Genomic DNA, 20923 nt, shown 5'->3' on the forward strand with positions numbered 1-20923 from the left:
GTATTTCTATGAGAATTTTTGTAAACGACAAGCCTTTGGAACTCCTTTCATATGAAGAGTTGGATGCAAAGAAATCTTATGAGTCGATTTACCGCCAACCAGATGAATTGTTAAACCAAGTTTCTTGGAATGATGATATTCTTTTTCATGAGCCTTCCCATGATCTGGTTATCAAGTTATTATATGTGCTGAGAACACGGAAGCTTAAAAATCTGGATTCCATTACCTTGGTGACCAATGATAAATCTGCGCTGAAAAAGTTTGTGAAAAGTAGGTTTATGATCATTAAAGCCGCGGGAGGGGTGGTGACCAACAAGAAGAAAAAAGTTCTATTAATTTATAGATTGGGTAAATGGGACTTTCCTAAAGGAAAATTTGAGAAGGGTGAGACTCCTGAACAATGTGCTGTGCGTGAAGTAGAAGAAGAATGCGCCATCAAAGTGAAATCAAAAAAACACTTATACAACACCTGGCATACTTATACCCAGAACAGAAAGAGCATTCTTAAAAAGACTTTTTGGTATGAAATGGAATGTTTGGATGATAAAGGTATGACACCTCAAAAAGAGGAGGGTATTGATGATATTCGGTGGTTTTATGAAACAGATGCCAAAATTGCCTTGGTCAATTCCTATCCATCCATGCGCTACCTGTTTAAGCAATTCATAAAAAATCGACCTAAGGTTCAGATTTTGTAAGGAAGGAATTCGGAAATATCTCCTCCATAACGATGTACTTCCCGGATTACTGTCGAACTGATTGCCGCGAAAGGCGGAGAAGTAATCAAGAATACGGTTTCAAGGTCTTCGTTTAAATACCGGTTCATCTGACTGATTGTATTTTCATATTCAAAATCAGTCGTATTTCTAAGCCCTCTTACCAAATAAGATGCATGATGTTTTTTAGCTAGGGTAGAGGTCAGCTCATTGTAAACAATTACTTTTACCGAGTCTATTCCTTTATAAACATCTTCGATCTTGCTGACCATCACATCGATGTCGAAGTAGCGATTTTGTTTGGTGGAGTTGTAGCCGATCCCGATGATTACCTCATCAAAAAGTTTCAAACTTCGGATTACTATGTCATGATGTCCCATGGTAAATGGGTCAAATGAACCTGGAAATATGGCTACTTTTTTCATGGGTTAATCGAATTGCCAGTAAGTTTCAAATAATCCTCTGGATTTCAAATGTTTAAATCCATGGGGATAATTTTGATTGGAATGAGGAGTCATCATTCGGAAATGGTGGAAATAACTTTTTCCCCAATCTTCTGAGATTCCATTCTGCTCGGTTGCCCCAAATAAACTGATGCGAACATAATTCTTATCAAAATTTAGCTGGGCGATAAGGATGCTCACATATTTGAGGATATCTGCCTTATCTTGAATTTCAAAAATATTGAATACGCTTAGTTCCTGATCAGTAAATGCAGCAAGGTAGATGTACTGATCAAATACACATACCAGGATTTCCTGTCCTATCAAATTAAACCGCTCCTTGAAAAGGTAGGAAAGAAAGGAAGTACCTCCGTGATAAAAGCTTAAATCAGAAAATCTTGCTTCTAAGGATTTTTTCGCTTTTCCATTCAAATAAGAAACCAACTGGATGTTATTGCTATCTAGCGGCGTGGAAAAGTAAAAGTTATCCTTTTTCAGATCTCCAATAAATGATAAGTAAGTTTCTTCTTTTCCAGGTTGGAATAAAACCCCCGGAACCAAACAAAAGTCAGGTTGATGAAGGTAGATTTTGGTCGGAAGGTCCAACTTCAATAAAGGGTCCGTGACAAGAAGTCCATCTAACTTATCCCAACTAAACGTCGTGTAAAAGTGTATGCCAATATTCGCCTGATTGTTATCCTTGGCAAAAACAGCAAGGGAATTGGGATATAAAAAAAGTGATAAGCTCGTTGTGTCTTCCACATCAAACTTATCACTTTTGAATACTTTAAGATTGTTTTCCAAAATCCGTAGGGATTATTTCCAGTTTCCTTCAGTAGAAGCGTCAGTTCTGGAACCCACTTTAAGGGCTTTTTCGTTATTGTTTAGTCTTCTTTCAGGATTGATTGGAGCAGGGTCTCTGATCTCGAATACCGCAACTTCATAGCTGTTTCTTTCGATTTTGTCTGCAAAGAACTCGAATTGCTTTCCGCCTGAACCTGGAACCACAGCAAGTGCTTCTAAGTTGAAGTCTGGGTATTTTCTATCGTTGAATAAAGAGTCTAATACATTGACAGAACCCAAGGTGTCAAAAGTAACGGTGGTTTCTTCTTTACCGTATTCTAACAATTTAGTAGTTTCTGTTCTTTGTACTAACCATATTTTACCTTCCTTGATAAATTGCTTCAAGGAGTCCCAGTTGTCTGCATATTTCCCGTTGGCTGCTTGGTATGCTAATTCAGCATCACGTAGCATTTGGAGCTTTTCGATAATGGCAGCTTCTGTTGCAGCAATTCTCTTTTCAGTTTCCACTACATCATCTACGCCTTTCCAAAGAAGGTAACCAAGACCTAGAGCAGCTAAAAGGAAGACAAAGGATAATACTTTCGTTAGATTCATTTTGATTAAATTTTAAATCAAGGTAAGGTTGAAGGTTTTTAAAACGTGCTATTTTATGGAAATATTTCCAAAATTAAAATATCCTTTCCACAAACCTAGGTCTTCAAGTGAATTTATTCGCCAAAAGATTTGATGAAGGGAGTCCTGAGGCAGTGAACGGATATCTTCCAGGCTCATCCATGCCAATTCATTTAGAATCTGGAATTCCTTACTAAGTTCGGGATCTTCTCCGAGTTTCAAAGAACCTCCTGTGGATTTTACGTTAAAAAAATGCTCCATGGCATGTAATGGAGGGTCTAAATACTCATGAACGAACAAATATTTAGTAATTTTAACATTTAGGCCTGTTTCTTCTTCGAATTCACGGATGAGATTTTGTGCTGCATTTTCTCCGTAATGCATCCCACCTCCTGGGACAGACCACAAAATCTTTCCATTTCCCATCAAATGTTTGACCATTAATAATTTATTGTCCTCGATTAGGATTCCATTTACCCGTACCCGTAAATGATTTCCAAATTTTGATTCGATTTCTTTGCTGATTTCGTTTTTTGACATTTACATTCGTTTCTATGGCTAAAGATAATCAGCACTTGCCGAAGCCTTCGGATTTATTGATCAAAAATTTCCCATTTCCTCCCACATCGGGACAATCCAGCTTTTTTAAGAAAATGGATCAGTTCCTGTTAATGGACTCCGGTTCCAAACCCACCTTTGTATTGCGGGGATATGCAGGTACAGGGAAGACATCTGTAATTTCAGCCTTGGTGAAAAGTTTACCTCGATTGAATATGAGGGCCCTGTTGCTTGCTCCAACAGGAAGAGCGGCCAAAGTGATGGGGAATTATAGCAATAGAGCTGCCTATACCATTCACAAAATCATCTATAAGCCCAAAGGAGAAGATGGGAACCTGGGAATGGGCTTTATCCTTCAGAAAAATTACTATAAGGATACTGTTTTCATCATTGATGAATCTTCCATGCTTGCTGATGATGGAGGGATGTCTGGGACCTTACTGGGGGATCTGATCCGATTTACCTTTCAAGGAACCGGAAATCGATTGATCTTGGTTGGGGATACCGCGCAATTGCCACCAGTTGGAAGTGATTATAGCCCTGCCTTAGAGTCCGGGTATTTGCTTAGGCATTTTCGTCTAGATGCAGACCAAATTGAATTGACAGAAGTCATGCGTCAGAAATTGGAATCTGGTATTCTGTACAATGCGACCAACCTGAGGGATCAATTAAAAAAAGAGCAACCGGAAATACAGATTACTACCAATCGATTCAAGGATACCTTCAAGATGACCGGAGAAAGGCTGGAAGATGGGTTAAGATATGCCTATGATAAATATGGGACGGAAAACACCACCATCGTCACTAGATCGAATAAAGCAGCAGTTCAGTATAATCTATACATCCGGAAAGTGATACATTTTTTTGAAGATGAGATCAGTACCGGTGATTTGTTGATGATCGTAAAAAATAACTATACCTACATGACTGACTCGGATCGGGTGAATTTCTTGGCCAATGGGGACATGGCAGAAGTGATGAAAATCAGATCCTTTGAAGAATTATATGGATTCAGGTTTGCTACCTTGGAACTTCGGCTGTTGGATTATCCAGATGAACCTCACTTTGAGGCAAAAGTACTCTTGGACACCCTGTATTCTCCGAGTCCCTCTTTGACCAGAGATCAATATAGGAGTCTTTACCAGCAAGTTTCAGAAGATTATGCAGATGTCGCCAGCAAAGTAGAACGGCAAGAACTCATTCGAAAGGATCCTTATTTAAATGCCTTGCAAGTGAAGTTTGCCTATGCTTTGACCTGTCATAAGGCCCAAGGAGGGCAGTGGAAGGCGGTTTTTGTGGATCAAGGATATCTGAAAGAAGATCAAGTAGACAAGGACTTTACCAGGTGGTTGTATACAGCTGTCACAAGGGCTACGGAGGAATTGTATTTGGTGAATTTTAATCCACTATTTTTTGTTAAATCACCAGAAAGTGAAGATTAAAGTGAAGTATTCAAGCATTTTTGGCAAGGTATTTTCAATTTAAAAAACCATTAGTAGTCAATTTCGTTGTTTGATGCTATTCGAAAAAATTGAATATTTGGAAACTAAAAAATAGATTAACCATGAAAAAAATAGCGATTCTATTTAGCCTTTTTGCATTTGCCTTGGTCTTTCATGCCCATGCACAAGAAGCTTCTGGAGCAGCAATTACCTTTAAGGAAAAGTCAATTGACTTTGGAGATATTACTCAAGGTGATAAAGTTTCACATACGTTTGAATTAACCAACACTGGAAAAGCTCCCTTGATCATTTCCAATGTAGCGGCAACTTGTGGATGTACAGTTCCTAGCTGGCCAAAGGAGCCGATTGCTCCAGGTACATCTGCTGAAATTAAAGTCTCTTTTAACTCAGCAGGAAAAATGGGTAAGCAAAATTCAGTTGTTAGAATTTATTCCAACGCTTCTGAGCCAATAGAGAAGATTTCTTTGATCTCCAATGTATTGCCTAAGACCAAGTAATTAAGAGTTTAATACGAATTAAATCAAAATATACCTCTCGGATTTCCGAGAGGTTTTTTTGTGGGATAAAAATTAGGAATGAGCGTTTTTGGCTATTTAAACTTGTTCTGATCTTTTTTAAAGTTCTTCATCATCTTTCCAAAATGCTTGTCCCGTTTCCGTTTTTCTGCTATGGTGGATTCGAAATGGGCCTTTTCCCGCTCCATTTTGAGGTAGTTTTCATAGGAAGATTGATCCAATTCTCCTTTTTCCAAAGCGTTTAGGACGCTACAACCCAGTTCACTAGTGTGGGTGCAATCCTTGAATTTACATTCCTTAGCCAAGGCAATAATCTGTTCAAAAGTTTGATCTAAGCCTTCACTGGTATCTGTCATTCCAACTTCCCTCATACCGGGATTATCAATCAGGATTCCTCCATTTTCTAAAATCAATAATTCCCGATGGCTGGTCACATGTTTTCCACGGTTTGTACTGGTGCTGATGGCATCCGTTTTCATGGATTGTTTGCCTGAAAGGATATTGGATAGGCTGGATTTACCAACCCCAGAGGACCCCAGTAAGCAATAGGATTTACCTTTTTGAATGATCTTTTTAATCTCCTCAATACCAATGAAACTTTCATTACTTATTGTAAACAAAGGAACATCTGTGATTCTATTCCGAACTTTTGCTACCAAGGATTGCAACTCTGAATCTTCAATTAAATCTATTTTAGTGAGGATGATCATAGGGATTACCTTGGCAGCATAGCAAATACTGAGGTATCGTTCGATCCGATTGATGCTGAAATCCCGGTCTACTGCCAAAACAATAAAAGCGTAATCAATATTGGTGGCAATAATTTGTTTTTCCCCGTGTTTTCCAACTGCCTGTCGTTCGATGATCGTTTTTCTGGGAAATACAGCGTGTATCAACGCATCCTTTTCATTGAAAGGAGAAATGGCCACCCAGTCCCCGACAGCGGGGAAATCAGCCCGGCTATTGGCAGTGAATCTTAAATTGCCGATAATTTCACTGTCGTATTCCGAGTCAGCCGTTCTAACTAGGTACCGTTCTTTGTGTTCGGATATTACTCTTCCCACCAAAAAAGAATCAAGATGATGCTCTTTTTGATAAGTAGCCAGCGATTCGGTATATCCTAATTCTTCCAGAGTCATTTCAGTTACTAACGTAGTCAAACGGGAGTATAAAAATTCAACAGACTAATTCCAGTAGGTAAAAGCAAATTAATTTACCAAAATCCTTTAAATCTTGGGTGGATTCGGTTTGAAGATTTAGCTAAATGTGATCAGGGGTTTATTTTCCTAATTTCAATATCCTGAGCGCTCCTTGCACCACCAAAACAAAAACGATGCTCCCAATAATCAAATCAGGCTTATTGGAGTTTAGCCAATGCACCAAAATTCCAGCTATAATGACTCCTAAATTGATGATGACATCATTGGAAGTGAAAATCATGCTGGCTTTCATATGCGCTTCTTCCTTCCCTTTGGATTGTTGTAATAAATAGAGGCATATTCCATTTGCAATCAATGCCATGACAGAAACATAAATCATGGTGGTAAAGTGGGGAAGGCTTTCATTTCCAAAAAATCTTCTCAATACTTCCAAGAATCCAAATGCAGCCAATAGAATTTGAAAATAGCCTGCCAGCTTTGCAATTTTCTTTTTCCGAACCAGTGTTCCACCTACAGCAAAGAGGCTGATTCCATAAACAAAAGCATCGGCAAGCATATCCAGACTATCTGCCACCAATCCCATGGATTTTGAGATCAGACCAGTGGAAAGTTCAATGATGAAAAAGGAAAAGTTGATCGCAAGGACTACCCAGAGTAATTTTTTCTGTTGGGAAATTTCTTCAAAATCGAATTGTTCTATTTTTTCAGTTCTCAACCTATTCCCGCCCAAATTCAAATCCAAAATGGATCCTTCAATTTTTTCAGTCCCTCCATGATGGTAAACAGTTAATTTCCTGTTAGGAATATCAAATTTCAATTGTTTAATACATGCTAATCCATCTAGCTTCATCCGGATTAAATTTTCCTCAGAAGGACAATCCATTTTTGGAATTTCAAAGGTTGATTTTTCCATTCAGGGGGAAGCTTTGCAAGTGGTTTATAAATGTTATATAGGCTTTGTTTTTAGCCCACGGAACACCTTAGATGTAAGTTTATTATTTAGATGTTAATGATTCCCGTTTTATTATTAAAATAAATTAAGGTTGAGAGCATAATGCTCGAATGAAGGGGAAAAGTAGTTTGCTTTCGGGTAGGGAATTGTTTGAAATGGGAGATAGGGACATCCAGGCTTTATTAATTTTGGTCATAAGCTACCTAATCCACTTGTATGATCAAGTAGTAGAATCCTATTTTTAATTTCTCGGGAAAAGGAATTTCCTATGCTTATTTGGGCCTAAAACATTCAAGAAGCCCTCTTTTGTTCAAGAAACCTTCGGAGCCCAACTTGCACATAGCATTCCATCAGCAGCCAAATCGGGATGTTCGCAATCTGCCCGATTCATTCGTTGGCAGCTTTTGCAGTGCATGGATTTGTTTAATTGCTGAAGAATAGAAAATTGGTCACATGTGTATTCTTCACTGACTTTCAAATCATGTGTTTTGCACATGTGGGATTCGGAAAAAGAGTTGCAATGGTTGCAGCTGGACGCGATTCGGATAGACATGGCTTTAAGATTTTAATGTCTATGAATTTACTTTAAAAAACATATAAAACCTTGTTAACCAGTAAATATGGAATTGTAATAAATAAAAATAGGGAAGGGACTAGAAAACCTAATTGGAGGTATTCCACTTAAATCCTCCTCATAAATCATGTTTATATTATAGACACTACTTTAACAGGATTTAAAAATATCGCTTGCAATAAACATTCACTTACTACTTAATTTTTTCATAATCCACACTCGCTTTTGCAGTTCCTTTGGGGTTGGGGTCCAGGTAAAGTTCTTGTTCTTTTAAAAGTTTGATCTTTTTTGATTCCCCTTTAAGAATGGTGATTTCATTGATGATTTTTCCGTCTTGTTGAATTCTAACCGTAAATTGCCTGTCCCCAATATTTTCAACAATTGCAAAGCAATCCTGTCCTTGGTAAGGATTAATCGTCGCGTCTTGACCAGGTCCTTTTCCTGTCATAATCATACTTTGAGAGGGTTCGAGTACAAATGTTGTTTGCGCATGGACTTCATACGCGGAGACAAAAGTCAAGCAGAATAATAAAAACAAGCGATTCATAGTATGAAATAGTTTGTAGTTGGGTTTCAACAAATAGACAAGGATTAAGAAAAATGCCACTGGTTTTATATAGTACTTACAGTGGCTTGTTTTTGTTTTAACTAAAAAAATCTGGAAATATTATTTGCTAACGTCCAGATATGGCACATGCCTCTGGGCTTTCAAATATCGGTAAATTTTCTTAGTTGCGTTTCACTGTCAGGTAACTAAGGTGATGCATGTGGTATATCGTTTGTTACCCGGTGTTCCTTAACCCCTAGAAACAAGAGACCTACAAGCATCTACTTAGACGGAACGGCTAGGTGTCGGTCAAAGTATTCGATTATCTTACCAAACAGGTAGCGATCGTAATTTTGCTCACGGCTCCATCCATGTGTTGCACCCGGTGCAAACGCAAAGTCGAAGTCCTTTCCCTGTTTAATCAGTTCTTCAGCTAACACGGTCACTGTCTTGAAGGGGACCACATGGTCTTGCATACCGTGGATAAACAGGAGTTTATCCTGCAGATTTGATGCATACTTGAGTGCTTTTCTATCGAAGATCTCCGGGTGTGTCTGTGGGGTACGGACAATCGCAACATCGTCCGTGCCAAAGAACATCGGGTCAACAGCCGCTGCTGCAGCAACCCCTACCTGGAATAAGCCCGGCTTCATCAACAGCGAATAAACGGAGAGTGTGCCACCGTAACTGCTGCCCCAAATACCGATGCGATCGGGATCGACATAATCCAGTGACTCCATGTAGGCAACGGCACTTGCATAATCCTCAATGTCCTGGTCCGCAAAACCCAGCAGGAACTCTTCACGGAATGCTCTACCATAACCGTCGCTACCTCGTGAATCCACCTGCATGATAATATATCCCTTCTTGACCAACAGTTGCTGCACGAGGCTGTAGTTACCGGCCCAGCGGTTTCTCGCTGTATTCGAATACACGGGCCCAAACAGCACTGGATACTTCTTACCGGGCTGCATATTTGTAGGTTTCAGAATCCGTGCATGCAGCGTGTATTCATCTACAAGACTGGGGAAACTAACGTATTCCGCAGCCGCCCAGGTTCGCTCCGTGAAGGCGGGCAACGGGGAATTGGTTACTCGCGTAGCGTCACCACCCTCGCTGCTTACCACATAAAGCTCGGGCGGTGATGTGTCATTGCTGTGCATGAACACCAAGTGCCGGCCATCCGGTGAGGGGTAGCCATCGTTCCTGCCCGAAAGACGTGTCACCTGCTCTGGATCGCCACCGGACATCTTCAGGCGATACACGTGTTGTTCGTACGGATTGACGCCGTTGCCTGGATAAAACAGTGCATCACCAGCAATACTTGGAGCGGACAGTACATCGTAGGACGGATCTGTCAGGAGCTGCGGAAGATCCCCAGACGGTGAGGCATCGATCGTGTACAGGCCGTAGCGATCACCCATATCGCTTAAGAAAACAACCTTCTTTCCATCCGGATGCCAGGTAGACCCAAACGATGTATACATGCGGCTCTCTCGAACACCTCGCCAAATCTCGCGCAGTTGGCTTTCTCCGGGTGCACCTACAAACAACTTACGTTCAACCGCCGTGTCGGATGCGATATCCACCAGCAGCGCACCGCTTGGTGACCAGTTGAAGTCGATGACCTGGTTGGCATGCGGATCTGGCAAATCTAGGTATATAATGTTACCACTTTCTACATCGAGCAGTCCAACCCTACGAATCTCATTTGGATCGCCCGGGTAACTTCTGCGTACTACGTTGGGATTCGTTTCATCAGCGAGGTAATCCGGGAACGGTACCTTTCGCATCTCACGTCTGTCAACGATGTGAAATGCAATTGTTTTGCCATCCGGGGACCATTTGTACGTTGGTCCACTCCAGATGCCTGGACCGATTTCACGTTCCGGTCGACTGTAGCGCCCCTTCTGTAAGCTCGAGAGACTGGCGATGCCGATCTTGGTGAGCTGGCGATTCTGTTTGGAAGGGAAGTCAGCAAGCCAAAGGTCACCGTTCCGTATATATGCCGCTTGCTTGCCGTTTGGCGATATCGACAGGTTATGTGCATCTGCCTGGACGGGCATCAACTGGAGGTCGTTTCTCTGGCTCAGCGAAGTCTGCCATAAGTTGTTACCTCGCAGGCTGACGATTGTGTTCGCGTCGGTCCATGCAATATCGCGCACTGATGCGGATGCCGTATCGGAATTAAGGCGCACTTGCTTCCCATCGCTTGTGAATACCCAGAGGCCACGCCTAGGATTTCCTGGTTCACTCCAGGAAAAGGCGAAGTGCTTGCTGTTTGGTGCCCAAGTGGGTTGGGACGGGGTTGTTCCCGTCAATTTTGGCGTTGCGAATAGGTCATCAAGAGTGAGCTCACCTTCCTGTGCTGTTACTATTGAGGGCAACATCATCAGTAAGCCTGCCACTACCCATGTTTGCCAAAAAGAGATCTGTTGCATGTGTTTGTTTTAGTAATTGTCTAGTGAAATAATCTTATACTGCTCAAATAGCGCTCTCGCCAATGAAGCGTACGTTTTCTGAAGGTTTTCCAAGTCGGATTTTTTTGGTTTTCTCCTTACCTCTTCCCTGGAATATAACAGCTTGGAGTAAAGAAGCTTGGGGCCTTTCAGAGTACTTTTCTATTCGTCTGTAACAAAGAAGGCCACGAAGAACGAACCTTGCGGGAACCACTGTCCGACTCATGTTTTCTTAGGTGTTGTTAGCCTCTATTATTTATTTGATTCAAGCTTTTTTATTCTATCCTTATAGTAGTCTTCGCCACTAATTTCATATGCTATTCTTGCATACTTTAATGCGTTTTCTTTGTCTTTTTCAGATTCAAAATAATCTGCCATAGAATCATATACATTAGGACTTTTGGGATAATAGTCAATGTTTATTTTAAAGAAAGCATATGATTTTTCACTCTGACCCATCGATAATAATTGATAACCAAGTCGATTTATTACTTGTTCTTCCGGCATAACAGTATACCCAAAATGACTACTTAGTTCTTTATTTCGTTTATTAAAAATGTTGAGTGCTTCGTCTACAGGCGTATCAGCGTTTTTAATTTTCATCAAATCATTTTTATTTTCTGGGTACCAACTAAAGAGAAAACATAAAGCATCATAGGTTGATCTTAGAACAACACTATTATGGTCTTCATTGTCATAATACTTCCAATCAAAATTTAGTTTATTTTGATTAGTTTCACTTGCTGTCTTTGCAAAGGTCAAAATATGACGAATATGTTCTGTTGCTCTTGAGTTATCTTTTAAAACAGAAGTCGTGTCAAGATTTAAATTTAATCTTGACATCGTATTAGCAACTCCTACAAAAAGTGATTTTTGAAAAAATTGAGTGTTCTTTAAATAAGTCGAATACTCTTTTAAATAATCGTAATCGCCACCCCTCCATAGACTGGGTTCAATTGCTATATAGTTATTAAAACTAGCGGAATTTAAAAATAATGAATTTAATACAAGTAAACCCCCAATTGAATGTCCAAAAAAGGTGCGATAAGGTGTTGTAGGATATTTGCTATCTACATAAGGAAGCAATTCATTTTGAATAAACTGAGTAAATTTCTCCCCACCACCAGGTAAAGGGGAAGCAGGACTTGGATTGTGGGGTTTTGTTGGTGTTAAATCTCTTAGTCTGTTAGTATTATTATCTACTCCAATAATAATCATTTCGGGTACTTTAACCCCTTCAAGTTGCTGCAGAATTGCTCTAATTTTAAGTAGCTGTGTATCTCCATCTAAAACGATGAGAACCGGATATTTTTTGTTCTTGTCAGATGTTACACTTTCCGGTACATGTACCCAGATCTTTCTGTATTCACCTAATGTTTTTGAATATAAACTATCAACAAGCCCTATTTCAAATAAATACTGTTGGTCCTTTTTTGATTGAGAAAATAATGAATTATGAATAATCATTATTAGTGAGATTGTAAGTATTATTAGTGGCTTATTAATCATATAATTTATTTTTTTTTAGTATTTGAGGCTAACGGTTTGGCTATGCGTAGTGCGGGATTAGGATGTACTCCATTCTCAGCCAACCAATATGTTTGTTAATTTTCACCGACTTTCATTTCAATACTACAACCTATATTACGTATTGGTTTTGTGGTAAAAGGTTTTTTATATTTTATTTTTTATGTTTATCCTCTGTTAATGATGATTATTTTATTTTAGAATAAGAGCGATTTTATCAGAATTACGCCATTTAGTTGTTATCTAGTTATAAGAATACTAAAGCTTCATTAAGCTAATCAGTTTACCCAATAGCTACTTGCTTTATTCCAAATTTTTTAATTTTAGAAGTTAAGGTAGTTCTAGGAAGGTTCAGTAAATGGGCAGCGCCATCTTCACCTGAAATTCTCCAGTTTGTAAGATTTAAAGCATTTATAATATTGTTTTTTTCTATTTCTATAATATCATCATTAGTAAGTATGCTGGGACTTTTAGAGTTTTCAGGGGTTTTATTTTCTGAATTAGGCAAAATGGAATCAAGATTAAAATTTCCATCCTTGGAAGTGATAACACCTCGTTCAATAATATTTTGAAGCTCTCTGACATTTCCCGGCCAATGATATAACGATAGTTTATTCAAATCCCTTTTCGTTAATGGCATTACATACAGGGCTTTGTTTTTGGTGAATTTTTCAAAAAAGGCATTAGCAATCAGTGTAATGTCATCTCCTCTTTCTCTTAGAGGCGGTATATTGATGGGAAAAACATTAAGTCTGTAAAAGAGATCTTCTCTAAATTTACCTTCTTCAATTTGTTTTTGAAGATTTCTATGGGTTGCTGCAATTATTCTAACGTCCACTTTTTTGGTTTCCGAACTTCCAACAGGCTCGAAAGTACCTTCTTGAATCACCCGTAATAATTTTGCTTGTAATGGCAATGGAAGCTCGGCTATTTCATCAAGAAATATGCTTCCTTGATCTGCTAATGAAAACCGGCCTTCTCTTGCTGTTAATGCTCCAGTAAAAGCCCCTTTAACATGTCCAAAGAGTTCACTTTCGATTAATTCAGCAGGTAGCGCGGCGCAATTTAATGTGATCATAGGTTTAGAACTTCGATCACTTGACTCATGTACCGCTTTAGCAAATAATTCCTTTCCTGTGCCAGTTTCACCAAGAATCAATACATTGGCATTAGTCCTTGCAACCTGTATTACTTGTTCAAGACATTTTTTGATAGGCTCACTGTCACCAATAATATAATTGAATTGTTGTGCATTTACTTTTTCTTTGAGCATGGCAGTTTCAGCATGTAATTCTTTAATTTTCATATTGCTGGATACCTCATCTTTAATGTTTCTTATAAATAATGCATAGTATAGATTATTCTCAAATAGGTAGGAGGATAGATTTATTTTGGTGGGAAAGGACTCGCCCTTACAATTGAGACATACAAAAGGTTCTTCGAAATTTAGTGAGCCATTTGTGTCACATAAATTGTTGTAATTTAGAATTGATAATTCAAAGGTTTTGGAGGAATGAGCATCAAATAGATTCTTAACATCTATACCTAAAAATACAAGGTCTTTAAATTCGAATAGTTGATTAGCAGCATCATTAGCTTGAGTAATTTTAAACTCTGAATTGAATTCAATGATAGCATCGGTTGTGCCATTCACTAATCTGTATAATTTAGATTCACTTTCAATTACTTTTTTTTGGATTAGTTCACGCCTTAACTCTGCAGCTGCTCTTGATGCAAATATTTTAAAAATCGCAAATACTTCAGGAATTTCAGGCATGGGTTTATTGTCTAATAAGGCCAAATGGCCAAGTATTTTCCCATCTATATCTCTTAAGGAAATGCCCATATAACTAACTGCTCCTAAAGGCTTAAGATCAGGGTCTTTTGGGTAGAGATCAATTACTTTATTAGGTATATGACAAATGTCGTGACCATTTAAAACGGGTTCACACGGGGTATTGGGTACGGAATACTCATATTTATCTACGTATGCCCCGTCCAACCAAAAAGCCAGGGCATTCAATTTATTTTGGTCCTCCCAGTATTCTGTGACCCATACGCCATAGACATCTAAAATTTCAGCTAAATGCTTTACCAAAGCTTCAAAAAATTCTTTCCCTGTAAATTGAGAGGTACTTTCTACAATTTGTTTTAAAGCAATTATTGAGGGTGTGCTTTTTTGTGGTTGCATGATGAAAAATAATTACTGACGAATTTAAGTTACCTGAAAAATGAATTATGACGAAATATCGTCAACACTATTTGATAATATTTATTTTAAAACACTGATAATCAGTGTATTGTGTTTTAGGTATGAGGCATGTTTATTCCTAAACATTATAAACAAAAAAATATTTTAAAAATGGAAACATTACAAAAAACAGTAAACGGATTCAAATCTCAAGATATTATGGATACCGTTGGAGCAATTCAATCTAACCCTGAAATTGCAAAATTTAAATTTAGAGCTAGAAACAAATGGATTTCTGGAGGACACAACAGAAGTACTATTCAAGATTTTTATGGTGCTTGTAGAGAAGACGAAACCAGAAAGGAACCATTTGTTTTTGACAACAGTGAACCACCAATTTTATTGGGAAACAACGAAGGTGCTAACCCTGTAGAATTTATTCTTCATGGTTTGGCTGGTTGTATGACCACAACCATGATGCTTCATGCTGCTGCCAACGGAATTTCTGTGGATCATGTAGAGTCAAGTTTAGAAGGAGATCTCGATGTTCAAGGTTTTTTAGGATTGGACGAAACTATTAGAAATGGGTATCAGAAGATCAAAGTGAACTTCAAGATAGAAGGAGACCTTACAGAGGAAGAAAAGCAAAAATTAATTTCCTTTGCATATATGTCACCTGTTTTTGACATTGTTACGAACAAAGTTCCAGTGTCCTTATCACTTAATGCGTAAAGGAAGAGTTGCATTTTGTAACTTATATTAAATAATAAAGGACCATAAGGGCCTTTATTATTTAATATTAATTTGTCTTTTGTAAACGTTCAGTATATGCCGTGTTTTACTACGCTATATACATTGTTGGCATTTCGTAAATTATTTTTTCATGTTTTCTAATTTGATTTTGAAGCCATAATAAGCATTAATTAGAAAAAGTAAATTTGTGAGAGGCCCTATTATTAATGCTTGTTTCCAGCCGATAAAACCCATGAATGATATGGAAAAAGCAATAAGTGCAATACTTGCAAAGCCAACAGCAGAAAATCGAATCCATTTATTTAATAACAAGTCATAGAGATATAGATGTATCAGACCTCCAAGGAAAACTATATTTCCAAATACAAAAACGACGATAGCCATTTGATTAGCCATTTCTGCAATTTCAAAAGGCGTATTTTGATAACCGCCAAGCATAATTGGATATAAACTGAGTGAAATTAATTGGCCAACAGAAACTAACGTCCAACTAATCTTTTTAAAGTTAATAGCGAAATAAATTGCTCCAATTGCAATCATAGTCATAAAAACAAATTCGGCTTTCCAATGGCCTGCATAAATATCCCAATTCTCGTTTATATAATTATGTCTTTCAAGGGGATCTAATGGCGCTTTACTCGAAAGATAGATATAAATTCCAATGGTAATGTTTATAAACAAATTTCCTAGTATCCAAAGTGTTTTTGCTAATTTCATATCTTATTATTTATAATGAATACCAACGTTTTGGCTATGATGAGTGGGGATTAGAAAGCACTAACCTTTCCTCTCGCACATAGCCACGCCTTTATTTAAATTTAAAACTTGTTGCGGACTTTCCAATCCCCACCAAAGTATCCTGACCGTTAAAACCCCATTCATTTATAGCATTTGTTAGCAATATTTTAATCAGTTAGTATTTTAACATTCAATAATTTGGCAATATCCTTGGCCGAATTCTTAGACAATTCAATTAGTTCACCGTTCGCATTCTTCTTGGAAGTTCTCACTCCCTTCAGAGGAATTAATTTGATCAATTTTCCGCTCTTGAGTTGTAAGTGGATTGAGCTTGCGATAGTATCGGATCCTTGAATTGCTCCGTTGGAATTTTTTAGTCCTGAATTCCTTTTATTCTTTATCAAGACGTGACTTATATCGTCAATTTGAATGAATTTTTTACCTGTGAATTTATTCAACACAGCCATTCCAGTCTGATTATTGATTATCAATGTTCGAAAATTAAGTGCTATTAAATCTATAAATCCAAAGAAAAGTAAAAGCCCGAATGCTCCAAGTATGGATATTAGAATGTTAGCTATAAAAGTATTGGACATTTTCATATTAAGAAAAGCTAATACAATTAAAGCCATCCCAAGAATAAAAAGGAAAAGGAATTCGAACATGGTTATTGGGAATTTAAAGCTCACCTTCGTTTGCCCATTTCCTATTCGTTCTACTTCAGTAATTTTCTTCAATTGTGAATTTTCAATTATTGCTAACGTTTGTGTATTAGCCTGTGCGTTTAGTTGCCACGAAGCTACACATTTGGATAAAAATAAAGCATTCTGAGGTAAAGCGTAATTCGTTTTTAGGAAGCTTTGTTTGGTGATTTGGGTGAGGTGGGGGATTCTGAACCGAAACGGCTAGCATGGCTTAACACCGTGTTAGGCAACGTGATATTTAAGGAGTAAATCCACTTCCGTTTTTAATTTCGGAAGATGATTGATCAAAATCGACCAAATGTTTTCATCTGATATACTATCGTAAGCGTGAATCACTTAATTTCTTAATCCTACAATTGCACGAGCATTTTTTATTTTCTCTTCAAATAAATCATCCCTTTTTAAGATTCGATTAACTGCTTCTCCAATGATTTCAAGGTTACGTTCAACCGCTCTTTTCAACATTGTATTTTCCTTATAATCGAAAAAGTTAAACTCTTCTTCTGGAAAAAATGATTCAATTTCCTCAATTGATAGTTTGATGTCAAACAACCACTTTTCAATTCTCTCATCCATAGATCAACTGTTTTGTTCTTTCTATAGAGCGGATCAAAACAGGGTTTTTTAAAGTTTGTTCTTCAACTAAATCGACTTTCCGTTTCAATAAGCCCTCAAGCTTACTTTTAAAGTCCATGTAGTTTTCAAAATAACGACCTAAATCAAACTTACGGAAGCTAACAAGCAAGTCCACATCACTTGATTCTGTAAAAGCATCAGTTTCAGCAGAACCAAAAAGGTATAGCTTATCCACTTCGTGCGAAGAGCATAATTGAATGATTTTATCAATATTGTTTTTTACTATACCCATATCTCATAAATACGAAAATGATTGAAAAAGGAAACTAAGGCTATGATAATGTTGCCTAACGCCAAGATGAATTTGGTTTGAAAGATAATATGTGAATGTTTACCGTTCCCCGAGCATGTTTGCTTTGCCTTTGTTAGGTACAGGCTTTTTTATTTTTAAGTCCTTTATTTCAGTGAATTTTGAAAAGTAGTTCTCCTGACTGTCGAAGGTGTAGCCATTGGTTTCGAGTCCAAGTTTAAAATCTCGGGTTTCGATTTCTAGAACTGTTGGATCTATTGAATACTCTCCAACTCTCATTCTGAAGTATCTCGCAATTTCAATACGAACTCCAAGTTTCAAGAGTATCCACATAGGATAAAGCCAAATAGGTTCAACAATCTCTTGACCTTTTCTAAGTTCAAGTTTACTGATGTCTGAGAAAGGAATGGGGATGGAAATAGATTGATTGTTCTTGAATACTCTTAGCAGAAGTCCATTCGTGAATGTTTGAAGGATTCCTTTCGCATTCTCCATCAACTCTATTCGCTCCACTGAATCAAAGGACTTAATGAAATAAGTGGTGCTTCCGATCAAACCATTTTTCACTTCTTCTCCAATTATCTGAAGAAGTTTGTATTACGGGACGTCATGTGAATTGAAGTACGTCATTTCATTTTCAGCTTGCACCTAACGGTTTGCATATGGCTTTTGGCGGTTTCGGAACACTTTCTCCCCCCTGAAACCAAAGCCTGCTTAGGAGCGAAAACCTTATTTTAAGACGTTCAACCGGCATAAGCTATATGTGATGTTATGTGGTGTTTATTATTCTTTCGCAAAAAATATCCTAACATTATTATCGGTTTTAACCGGGATACCTTTGATTTTTCCGGGTATCCATCTTGAATAATTAGTTTTTAGTTCCTTTACCGCAATTTTGAATAAATAATCTCTAAATTTCTTATTCTCTTCCAAATGAGGCACAAAATTGCTTATATAAAAGTCTGAGATTGTGCTGTCTTTTTCTATTATAAAGCCTATGTCAAAAAAAGGCCAACCTCCGTATTCAGTTTTATCTTCCACGATATTTAGATTATTTACTTTTATAGTTGTTAAATAATCTCCATTTCTTTCTAATTCTTTTGGTAGTCTTGGCCTTTCGTCACAATCCCAATATCTCACAAGTATATTTTCTGATTGAGTACGAAATAAGAAAAGACTATCAGCTTTTTCATGCAGATCTTCTTTGAAGCCTATTCCATATTTCTCAATAATTACTTTATCCATGAAATCCCCATAACAACCCTGTGTTTGACCTTCATAAATTACATCACTTATTAAGTCAAAATCGAATGTCAATCCATATTCTTTGCAAAGTTTCCTTAACTCACTTTCATATCGAATATCTCCAAAAAGAAACCCAATAGGTTGGGTGAATACAACCCTTCCATTTTCTATATCTTTTTTAGCTCTTTCTATTTCAAAAATGCAGAGTGTATCATTTGAATTAGGGTTATTTAAATATTGAATTCTCTCAAGTAATTCATCTACATAAAATTTCTGCTCGTCCTGTGAATAACCATCAATTGAAATTAGTAAGAAAATTAGGAATAGGTACCTCATATTATTTCAATGCCACATAACGTCCCGTATAAAAAATTGTGCTAGCTGGCGAGCTGGATTGTCCGCAGGACAATCCGCTAAGCAAGAGAGAAGGGAGTTTCGATTCGAGACAGGCTTAAGCATTGTTTTTATATATTGTTGGCACACGTTTATTTTCCAGTCCGATAGTCCGTATTGGAGAAGTCAAAACCAGAAAAATCTTTAAAAAGTAAAATATTTTTCTCCTGTGTTAAGTAATCTTTTAAAACTTCATGCTTCCCTTTTGGAAAATTGATTTGTTCACCTGTAGTTAAATATGTGTTTCCCCCAAATTCACACGTACACAATTTGCCTCGTATCGCTGTTGCGTAAACTCTTACTTCTTCACGGTAGCCTTCTTGCCATTCCTTTTTAATTTCCTGGATCTTCTTCCTATTCTTTTTAACTAATACTCGCAATTCAGTAAGATATTCGCTGTAATTATCAGGAAAATTGAATTCCGTATCAGTAGTCATTGTATAAGGATAAGAAACCTTTCCAAGACAACAAGATTCCAATTGTTCGCTCCCATAAAATTCGTGTAGAAAAAGGGAAGAGATTTTAGGTTCTTTATATTCATCTACTTTCTCATACTTTTCCAATTCCGCAATCCAATAGTAAATAAAAGTTCCGTGAGAATCTTTATTTCTGTCCATTTCAAAAGTCAGAATCACGAATTCTTTTTCAGTCAGATTTTGAGTAAATCCGCTGAATGAAATTAGTAGTAGAAATATTAAAATTACCTTATTTTTCAATTTAGAAACGTTTTTTTATATGTGTGCCAACGGGATTCAGCTTGGAGACGGCGGGCAATCGGAGCCGTTCTCTTACAGCCTACTCCTAACTCATATAAGATCCTAAACTTTCTATTTACTCGGAACCGCCCGCTGTCTTCCAAGGTGATGTTAGCAGAATTCATTTTATCCCTTCCTGTAATACTTAATTTCCTTAACCCTCCACTTACTTTTATCTTTTTCAATCAGAATTAATGTAGATGTACCAGTTTTTTGAAAACCACCATCTTTCCAAATGGTAATGTAGTAAAAACCTTGAGTAAGGCTGTCGTTGAAACTCACTCTACTAATTTCAGATCTAAACTTGAAATTTTCATTGGTATAATTTTCTTTAAAATCTATCGGTTCAATTCTGTATTTTTCATTTAAGTAAAGACTATTAAAACCAATATATCTTGACTTAAGTGTTGCAAAGTTCTTTGTGGTAGTCAAATCAAAGTAAACAATATCACTAGTATCATAGATATTAATTAACCAATGATTTTGCTTAATAACTTCAGGTAACGAAATCAAATTACCATCAAATTCTGCAATATGACTAATTCTACATTTCTTTTCTACAAGCTCCTTGAAAATCAATTCCGATGAATTATCGTCTTCATTGAATGGAATTGTATCATAAAAACTACTTAAATCATCTTCAATCCACTTACAGTAGTTTGAATAATAAAATGATTCAAATACCTCTGGAAGAGTTTTTGAAAGCGAGGTAATTTCCTCATTTTCATACACATAATTACCTTTACAACTAAGTAAAAGTATCATCTTTAAAATCATGAATTTCCTCGGTCTCAACTTTTCTTTTTTTGATTTTCTGCTAACGGTCCTCAGCTTGGAGACGGTGGGCATTCGGAGCCCTTCGCTTCCAGCCTACAACTAACTTGTTAAAGGGATAGATTTTCATTTTTACTCGGTTCAGCCCGTTGTC

22 protein-coding genes and 1 pseudogene are annotated in these 20923 nt (G+C 37.3%); 4 read left to right on the forward strand and 19 right to left on the reverse strand.

What is annotated here, in order from left to right; translation table 11 throughout:
* Positions 1-8 precede the first annotated feature (8 nt).
* The gene (locus BUR11_RS04320) at positions 9-698 is read left to right on the forward strand and encodes an NUDIX hydrolase (RefSeq protein ID WP_074223579.1); all 690 of its coding nucleotides are present in this window, start codon (positions 9-11) and stop codon (positions 696-698) included.
* Here BUR11_RS04320 and coaD read toward each other — a convergent pair.
* Genes coaD through BUR11_RS04340 form a run of 4 tightly spaced genes read right to left on the reverse strand, consistent with a single transcriptional unit; the run spans position 686 to position 3115 of the window.
* On the reverse strand, positions 686-1141 hold the full coding sequence (gene coaD / locus BUR11_RS04325) for a pantetheine-phosphate adenylyltransferase (protein WP_074223580.1): 456 nt from the start codon (positions 1139-1141) through the stop codon (positions 686-688). The genes BUR11_RS04320 and coaD overlap by 13 nt on opposite strands.
* Positions 1142-1144: 3 nt before the next feature.
* On the reverse strand, positions 1145-1963 hold the full coding sequence (locus BUR11_RS04330; RefSeq protein WP_159439203.1) for a DUF3822 family protein: 819 nt from the start codon (positions 1961-1963) through the stop codon (positions 1145-1147).
* Positions 1964-1975: 12 nt separating this feature from the next.
* On the reverse strand, positions 1976-2557 hold the full coding sequence (locus BUR11_RS04335; protein WP_074223582.1) for a hypothetical protein: 582 nt from the start codon (positions 2555-2557) through the stop codon (positions 1976-1978).
* A gap of 48 nt (positions 2558-2605) precedes the next feature.
* A complete protein-coding gene (locus BUR11_RS04340) occupies positions 2606-3115 on the reverse strand; it encodes an NUDIX domain-containing protein (RefSeq protein WP_074223583.1) in 510 nt (169 codons plus the stop codon).
* 14 nt (positions 3116-3129) lie between these two features.
* On the opposite strand from BUR11_RS04340, the gene BUR11_RS04345 reads away from it, so the two are divergent.
* Together BUR11_RS04345 and BUR11_RS04350 are read left to right on the forward strand one after the other, a co-directional pair.
* On the forward strand, positions 3130-4575 hold the full coding sequence (locus BUR11_RS04345) for an ATP-dependent DNA helicase (protein WP_074223584.1): 1446 nt from the start codon (positions 3130-3132) through the stop codon (positions 4573-4575).
* A gap of 122 nt (positions 4576-4697) precedes the next feature.
* Positions 4698-5093: a DUF1573 domain-containing protein gene (locus BUR11_RS04350; RefSeq protein WP_074223585.1), complete on the forward strand. Its 396-nt coding sequence runs from the start codon at positions 4698-4700 to the stop codon at positions 5091-5093.
* Between the two features lie 92 nt (positions 5094-5185).
* Here BUR11_RS04350 and rsgA read toward each other — a convergent pair whose 3' ends face one another.
* From rsgA to BUR11_RS04385, 7 genes are all read right to left on the reverse strand, one after another.
* Positions 5186-6271: a ribosome small subunit-dependent GTPase A gene (rsgA, locus tag BUR11_RS04355; protein ID WP_234982089.1), complete on the reverse strand. Its 1086-nt coding sequence runs from the start codon at positions 6269-6271 to the stop codon at positions 5186-5188.
* A 118-nt stretch (positions 6272-6389) separates the two neighbouring features.
* Entirely contained in the window at positions 6390-7184 is a 795-nt protein-coding gene (locus BUR11_RS04360) for a cation transporter (RefSeq protein ID WP_074223587.1), read from the reverse strand.
* A gap of 349 nt (positions 7185-7533) precedes the next feature.
* A complete protein-coding gene (locus BUR11_RS21075; protein ID WP_074223588.1) occupies positions 7534-7776 on the reverse strand; it encodes a hypothetical protein in 243 nt (80 codons plus the stop codon).
* Between the two features lie 214 nt (positions 7777-7990).
* Entirely contained in the window at positions 7991-8344 is a 354-nt protein-coding gene (locus tag BUR11_RS04370) for a hypothetical protein (RefSeq protein ID WP_074223589.1), read from the reverse strand.
* A 281-nt stretch (positions 8345-8625) separates the two neighbouring features.
* Complete coding sequence (locus BUR11_RS04375; RefSeq protein ID WP_074223590.1) at positions 8626-10785, reverse strand: prolyl oligopeptidase family serine peptidase; 2160 nt, start codon at positions 10783-10785, stop codon at positions 8626-8628.
* A gap of 270 nt (positions 10786-11055) precedes the next feature.
* A complete protein-coding gene (locus BUR11_RS04380) occupies positions 11056-12270 on the reverse strand; it encodes an alpha/beta hydrolase-fold protein (protein ID WP_159439204.1) in 1215 nt (404 codons plus the stop codon).
* Positions 12271-12613: 343 nt separating this feature from the next.
* Positions 12614-14521, reverse strand: coding sequence for a sigma-54-dependent Fis family transcriptional regulator (locus BUR11_RS04385; protein WP_074223591.1), 1908 nt, complete (start codon positions 14519-14521; stop codon positions 12614-12616).
* A gap of 171 nt (positions 14522-14692) precedes the next feature.
* Here BUR11_RS04385 and BUR11_RS04390 point away from each other — a divergent pair, with 171 nt between their 5' ends.
* Positions 14693-15253 (forward strand): OsmC family protein, encoded by a 561-nt coding sequence (locus tag BUR11_RS04390; protein WP_074225110.1) that lies wholly within the window; start codon positions 14693-14695, stop codon positions 15251-15253.
* 141 nt (positions 15254-15394) lie between these two features.
* Here the strand turns inward: BUR11_RS04390 and BUR11_RS04395 are convergent, their stop codons facing one another.
* The 8 genes and pseudogenes from BUR11_RS04395 to BUR11_RS04430 form a co-directional block, all read right to left on the reverse strand.
* Positions 15395-15991, reverse strand: a complete 597-nt coding sequence (locus tag BUR11_RS04395) for a hypothetical protein (RefSeq protein WP_074223592.1) — start codon at positions 15989-15991, stop codon at positions 15395-15397.
* 188 nt (positions 15992-16179) lie between these two features.
* Positions 16180-16677 (reverse strand): hypothetical protein, encoded by a 498-nt coding sequence (locus BUR11_RS04400; RefSeq protein WP_159439205.1) that lies wholly within the window; start codon positions 16675-16677, stop codon positions 16180-16182.
* 261 nt (positions 16678-16938) lie between these two features.
* Positions 16939-17292 (reverse strand): annotated as a pseudogene (locus BUR11_RS04405) (HepT-like ribonuclease domain-containing protein).
* Positions 17285-17584 carry a nucleotidyltransferase family protein gene (locus BUR11_RS04410; RefSeq protein ID WP_074223594.1) on the reverse strand — a complete coding sequence of 100 codons (300 nt, stop codon included), beginning with the start codon at positions 17582-17584 and terminating at the stop codon, positions 17285-17287. The pseudogene BUR11_RS04405 and the gene BUR11_RS04410 overlap by 8 nt, the downstream one beginning before the upstream one ends.
* 99 nt (positions 17585-17683) lie before the next feature.
* Positions 17684-18169: a hypothetical protein gene (locus BUR11_RS04415; RefSeq protein ID WP_074223595.1), complete on the reverse strand. Its 486-nt coding sequence runs from the start codon at positions 18167-18169 to the stop codon at positions 17684-17686.
* Positions 18170-18385: 216 nt separating this feature from the next.
* Entirely contained in the window at positions 18386-19183 is a 798-nt protein-coding gene (locus BUR11_RS04420; RefSeq protein ID WP_074223596.1) for a hypothetical protein, read from the reverse strand.
* 149 nt (positions 19184-19332) lie between these two features.
* Positions 19333-19956 (reverse strand): hypothetical protein, encoded by a 624-nt coding sequence (locus tag BUR11_RS04425; protein ID WP_074223597.1) that lies wholly within the window; start codon positions 19954-19956, stop codon positions 19333-19335.
* 165 nt (positions 19957-20121) lie between these two features.
* Complete coding sequence (locus tag BUR11_RS04430) at positions 20122-20772, reverse strand: hypothetical protein (protein ID WP_143185831.1); 651 nt, start codon at positions 20770-20772, stop codon at positions 20122-20124.
* Positions 20773-20923: the final 151 nt, after the last annotated feature.

This window comes from Algoriphagus halophilus (assembly GCF_900129785.1).
GTDB classification, from domain to species: domain Bacteria; phylum Bacteroidota; class Bacteroidia; order Cytophagales; family Cyclobacteriaceae; genus Algoriphagus; species Algoriphagus halophilus.

What these genes read in the sequence shown, in the direction of transcription:
- BUR11_RS04320 (WP_074223579.1), top strand. Translation starts at nt 9, where the DNA reads ATGAGAATTTTTGTAAACGACAAGCCTTTGGAACTCCTTTCATATGAA.
- coaD (WP_074223580.1), bottom strand. Translation starts at nt 1,141, where the DNA reads ATGAAAAAAGTAGCCATATTTCCAGGTTCATTTGACCCATTTACCATG.
- BUR11_RS04335 (WP_074223582.1), bottom strand. Translation starts at nt 2,557, where the DNA reads ATGAATCTAACGAAAGTATTATCCTTTGTCTTCCTTTTAGCTGCTCTA.
- BUR11_RS04340 (WP_074223583.1), bottom strand. Translation starts at nt 3,115, where the DNA reads ATGTCAAAAAACGAAATCAGCAAAGAAATCGAATCAAAATTTGGAAAT.
- BUR11_RS04345 (WP_074223584.1), top strand. Translation starts at nt 3,130, where the DNA reads ATGGCTAAAGATAATCAGCACTTGCCGAAGCCTTCGGATTTATTGATC.
- BUR11_RS04350 (WP_074223585.1), top strand. Translation starts at nt 4,698, where the DNA reads ATGAAAAAAATAGCGATTCTATTTAGCCTTTTTGCATTTGCCTTGGTC.
- BUR11_RS04360 (WP_074223587.1), bottom strand. Translation starts at nt 7,184, where the DNA reads ATGGAAAAATCAACCTTTGAAATTCCAAAAATGGATTGTCCTTCTGAG.
- BUR11_RS21075 (WP_074223588.1), bottom strand. Translation starts at nt 7,776, where the DNA reads ATGTCTATCCGAATCGCGTCCAGCTGCAACCATTGCAACTCTTTTTCC.
- BUR11_RS04370 (WP_074223589.1), bottom strand. Translation starts at nt 8,344, where the DNA reads ATGAATCGCTTGTTTTTATTATTCTGCTTGACTTTTGTCTCCGCGTAT.
- BUR11_RS04375 (WP_074223590.1), bottom strand. Translation starts at nt 10,785, where the DNA reads ATGCAACAGATCTCTTTTTGGCAAACATGGGTAGTGGCAGGCTTACTG.
- BUR11_RS04380 (WP_159439204.1), bottom strand. Translation starts at nt 12,270, where the DNA reads ATGATTATTCATAATTCATTATTTTCTCAATCAAAAAAGGACCAACAG.
- BUR11_RS04385 (WP_074223591.1), bottom strand. Translation starts at nt 14,521, where the DNA reads ATGCAACCACAAAAAAGCACACCCTCAATAATTGCTTTAAAACAAATT.
- BUR11_RS04390 (WP_074225110.1), top strand. Translation starts at nt 14,693, where the DNA reads ATGGAAACATTACAAAAAACAGTAAACGGATTCAAATCTCAAGATATT.
- BUR11_RS04395 (WP_074223592.1), bottom strand. Translation starts at nt 15,991, where the DNA reads ATGAAATTAGCAAAAACACTTTGGATACTAGGAAATTTGTTTATAAAC.
- BUR11_RS04400 (WP_159439205.1), bottom strand. Translation starts at nt 16,677, where the DNA reads ATGTTCGAATTCCTTTTCCTTTTTATTCTTGGGATGGCTTTAATTGTA.
- BUR11_RS04410 (WP_074223594.1), bottom strand. Translation starts at nt 17,584, where the DNA reads ATGGGTATAGTAAAAAACAATATTGATAAAATCATTCAATTATGCTCT.
- BUR11_RS04420 (WP_074223596.1), bottom strand. Translation starts at nt 19,183, where the DNA reads ATGAGGTACCTATTCCTAATTTTCTTACTAATTTCAATTGATGGTTAT.
- BUR11_RS04430 (WP_143185831.1), bottom strand. Translation starts at nt 20,772, where the DNA reads ATGATTTTAAAGATGATACTTTTACTTAGTTGTAAAGGTAATTATGTG.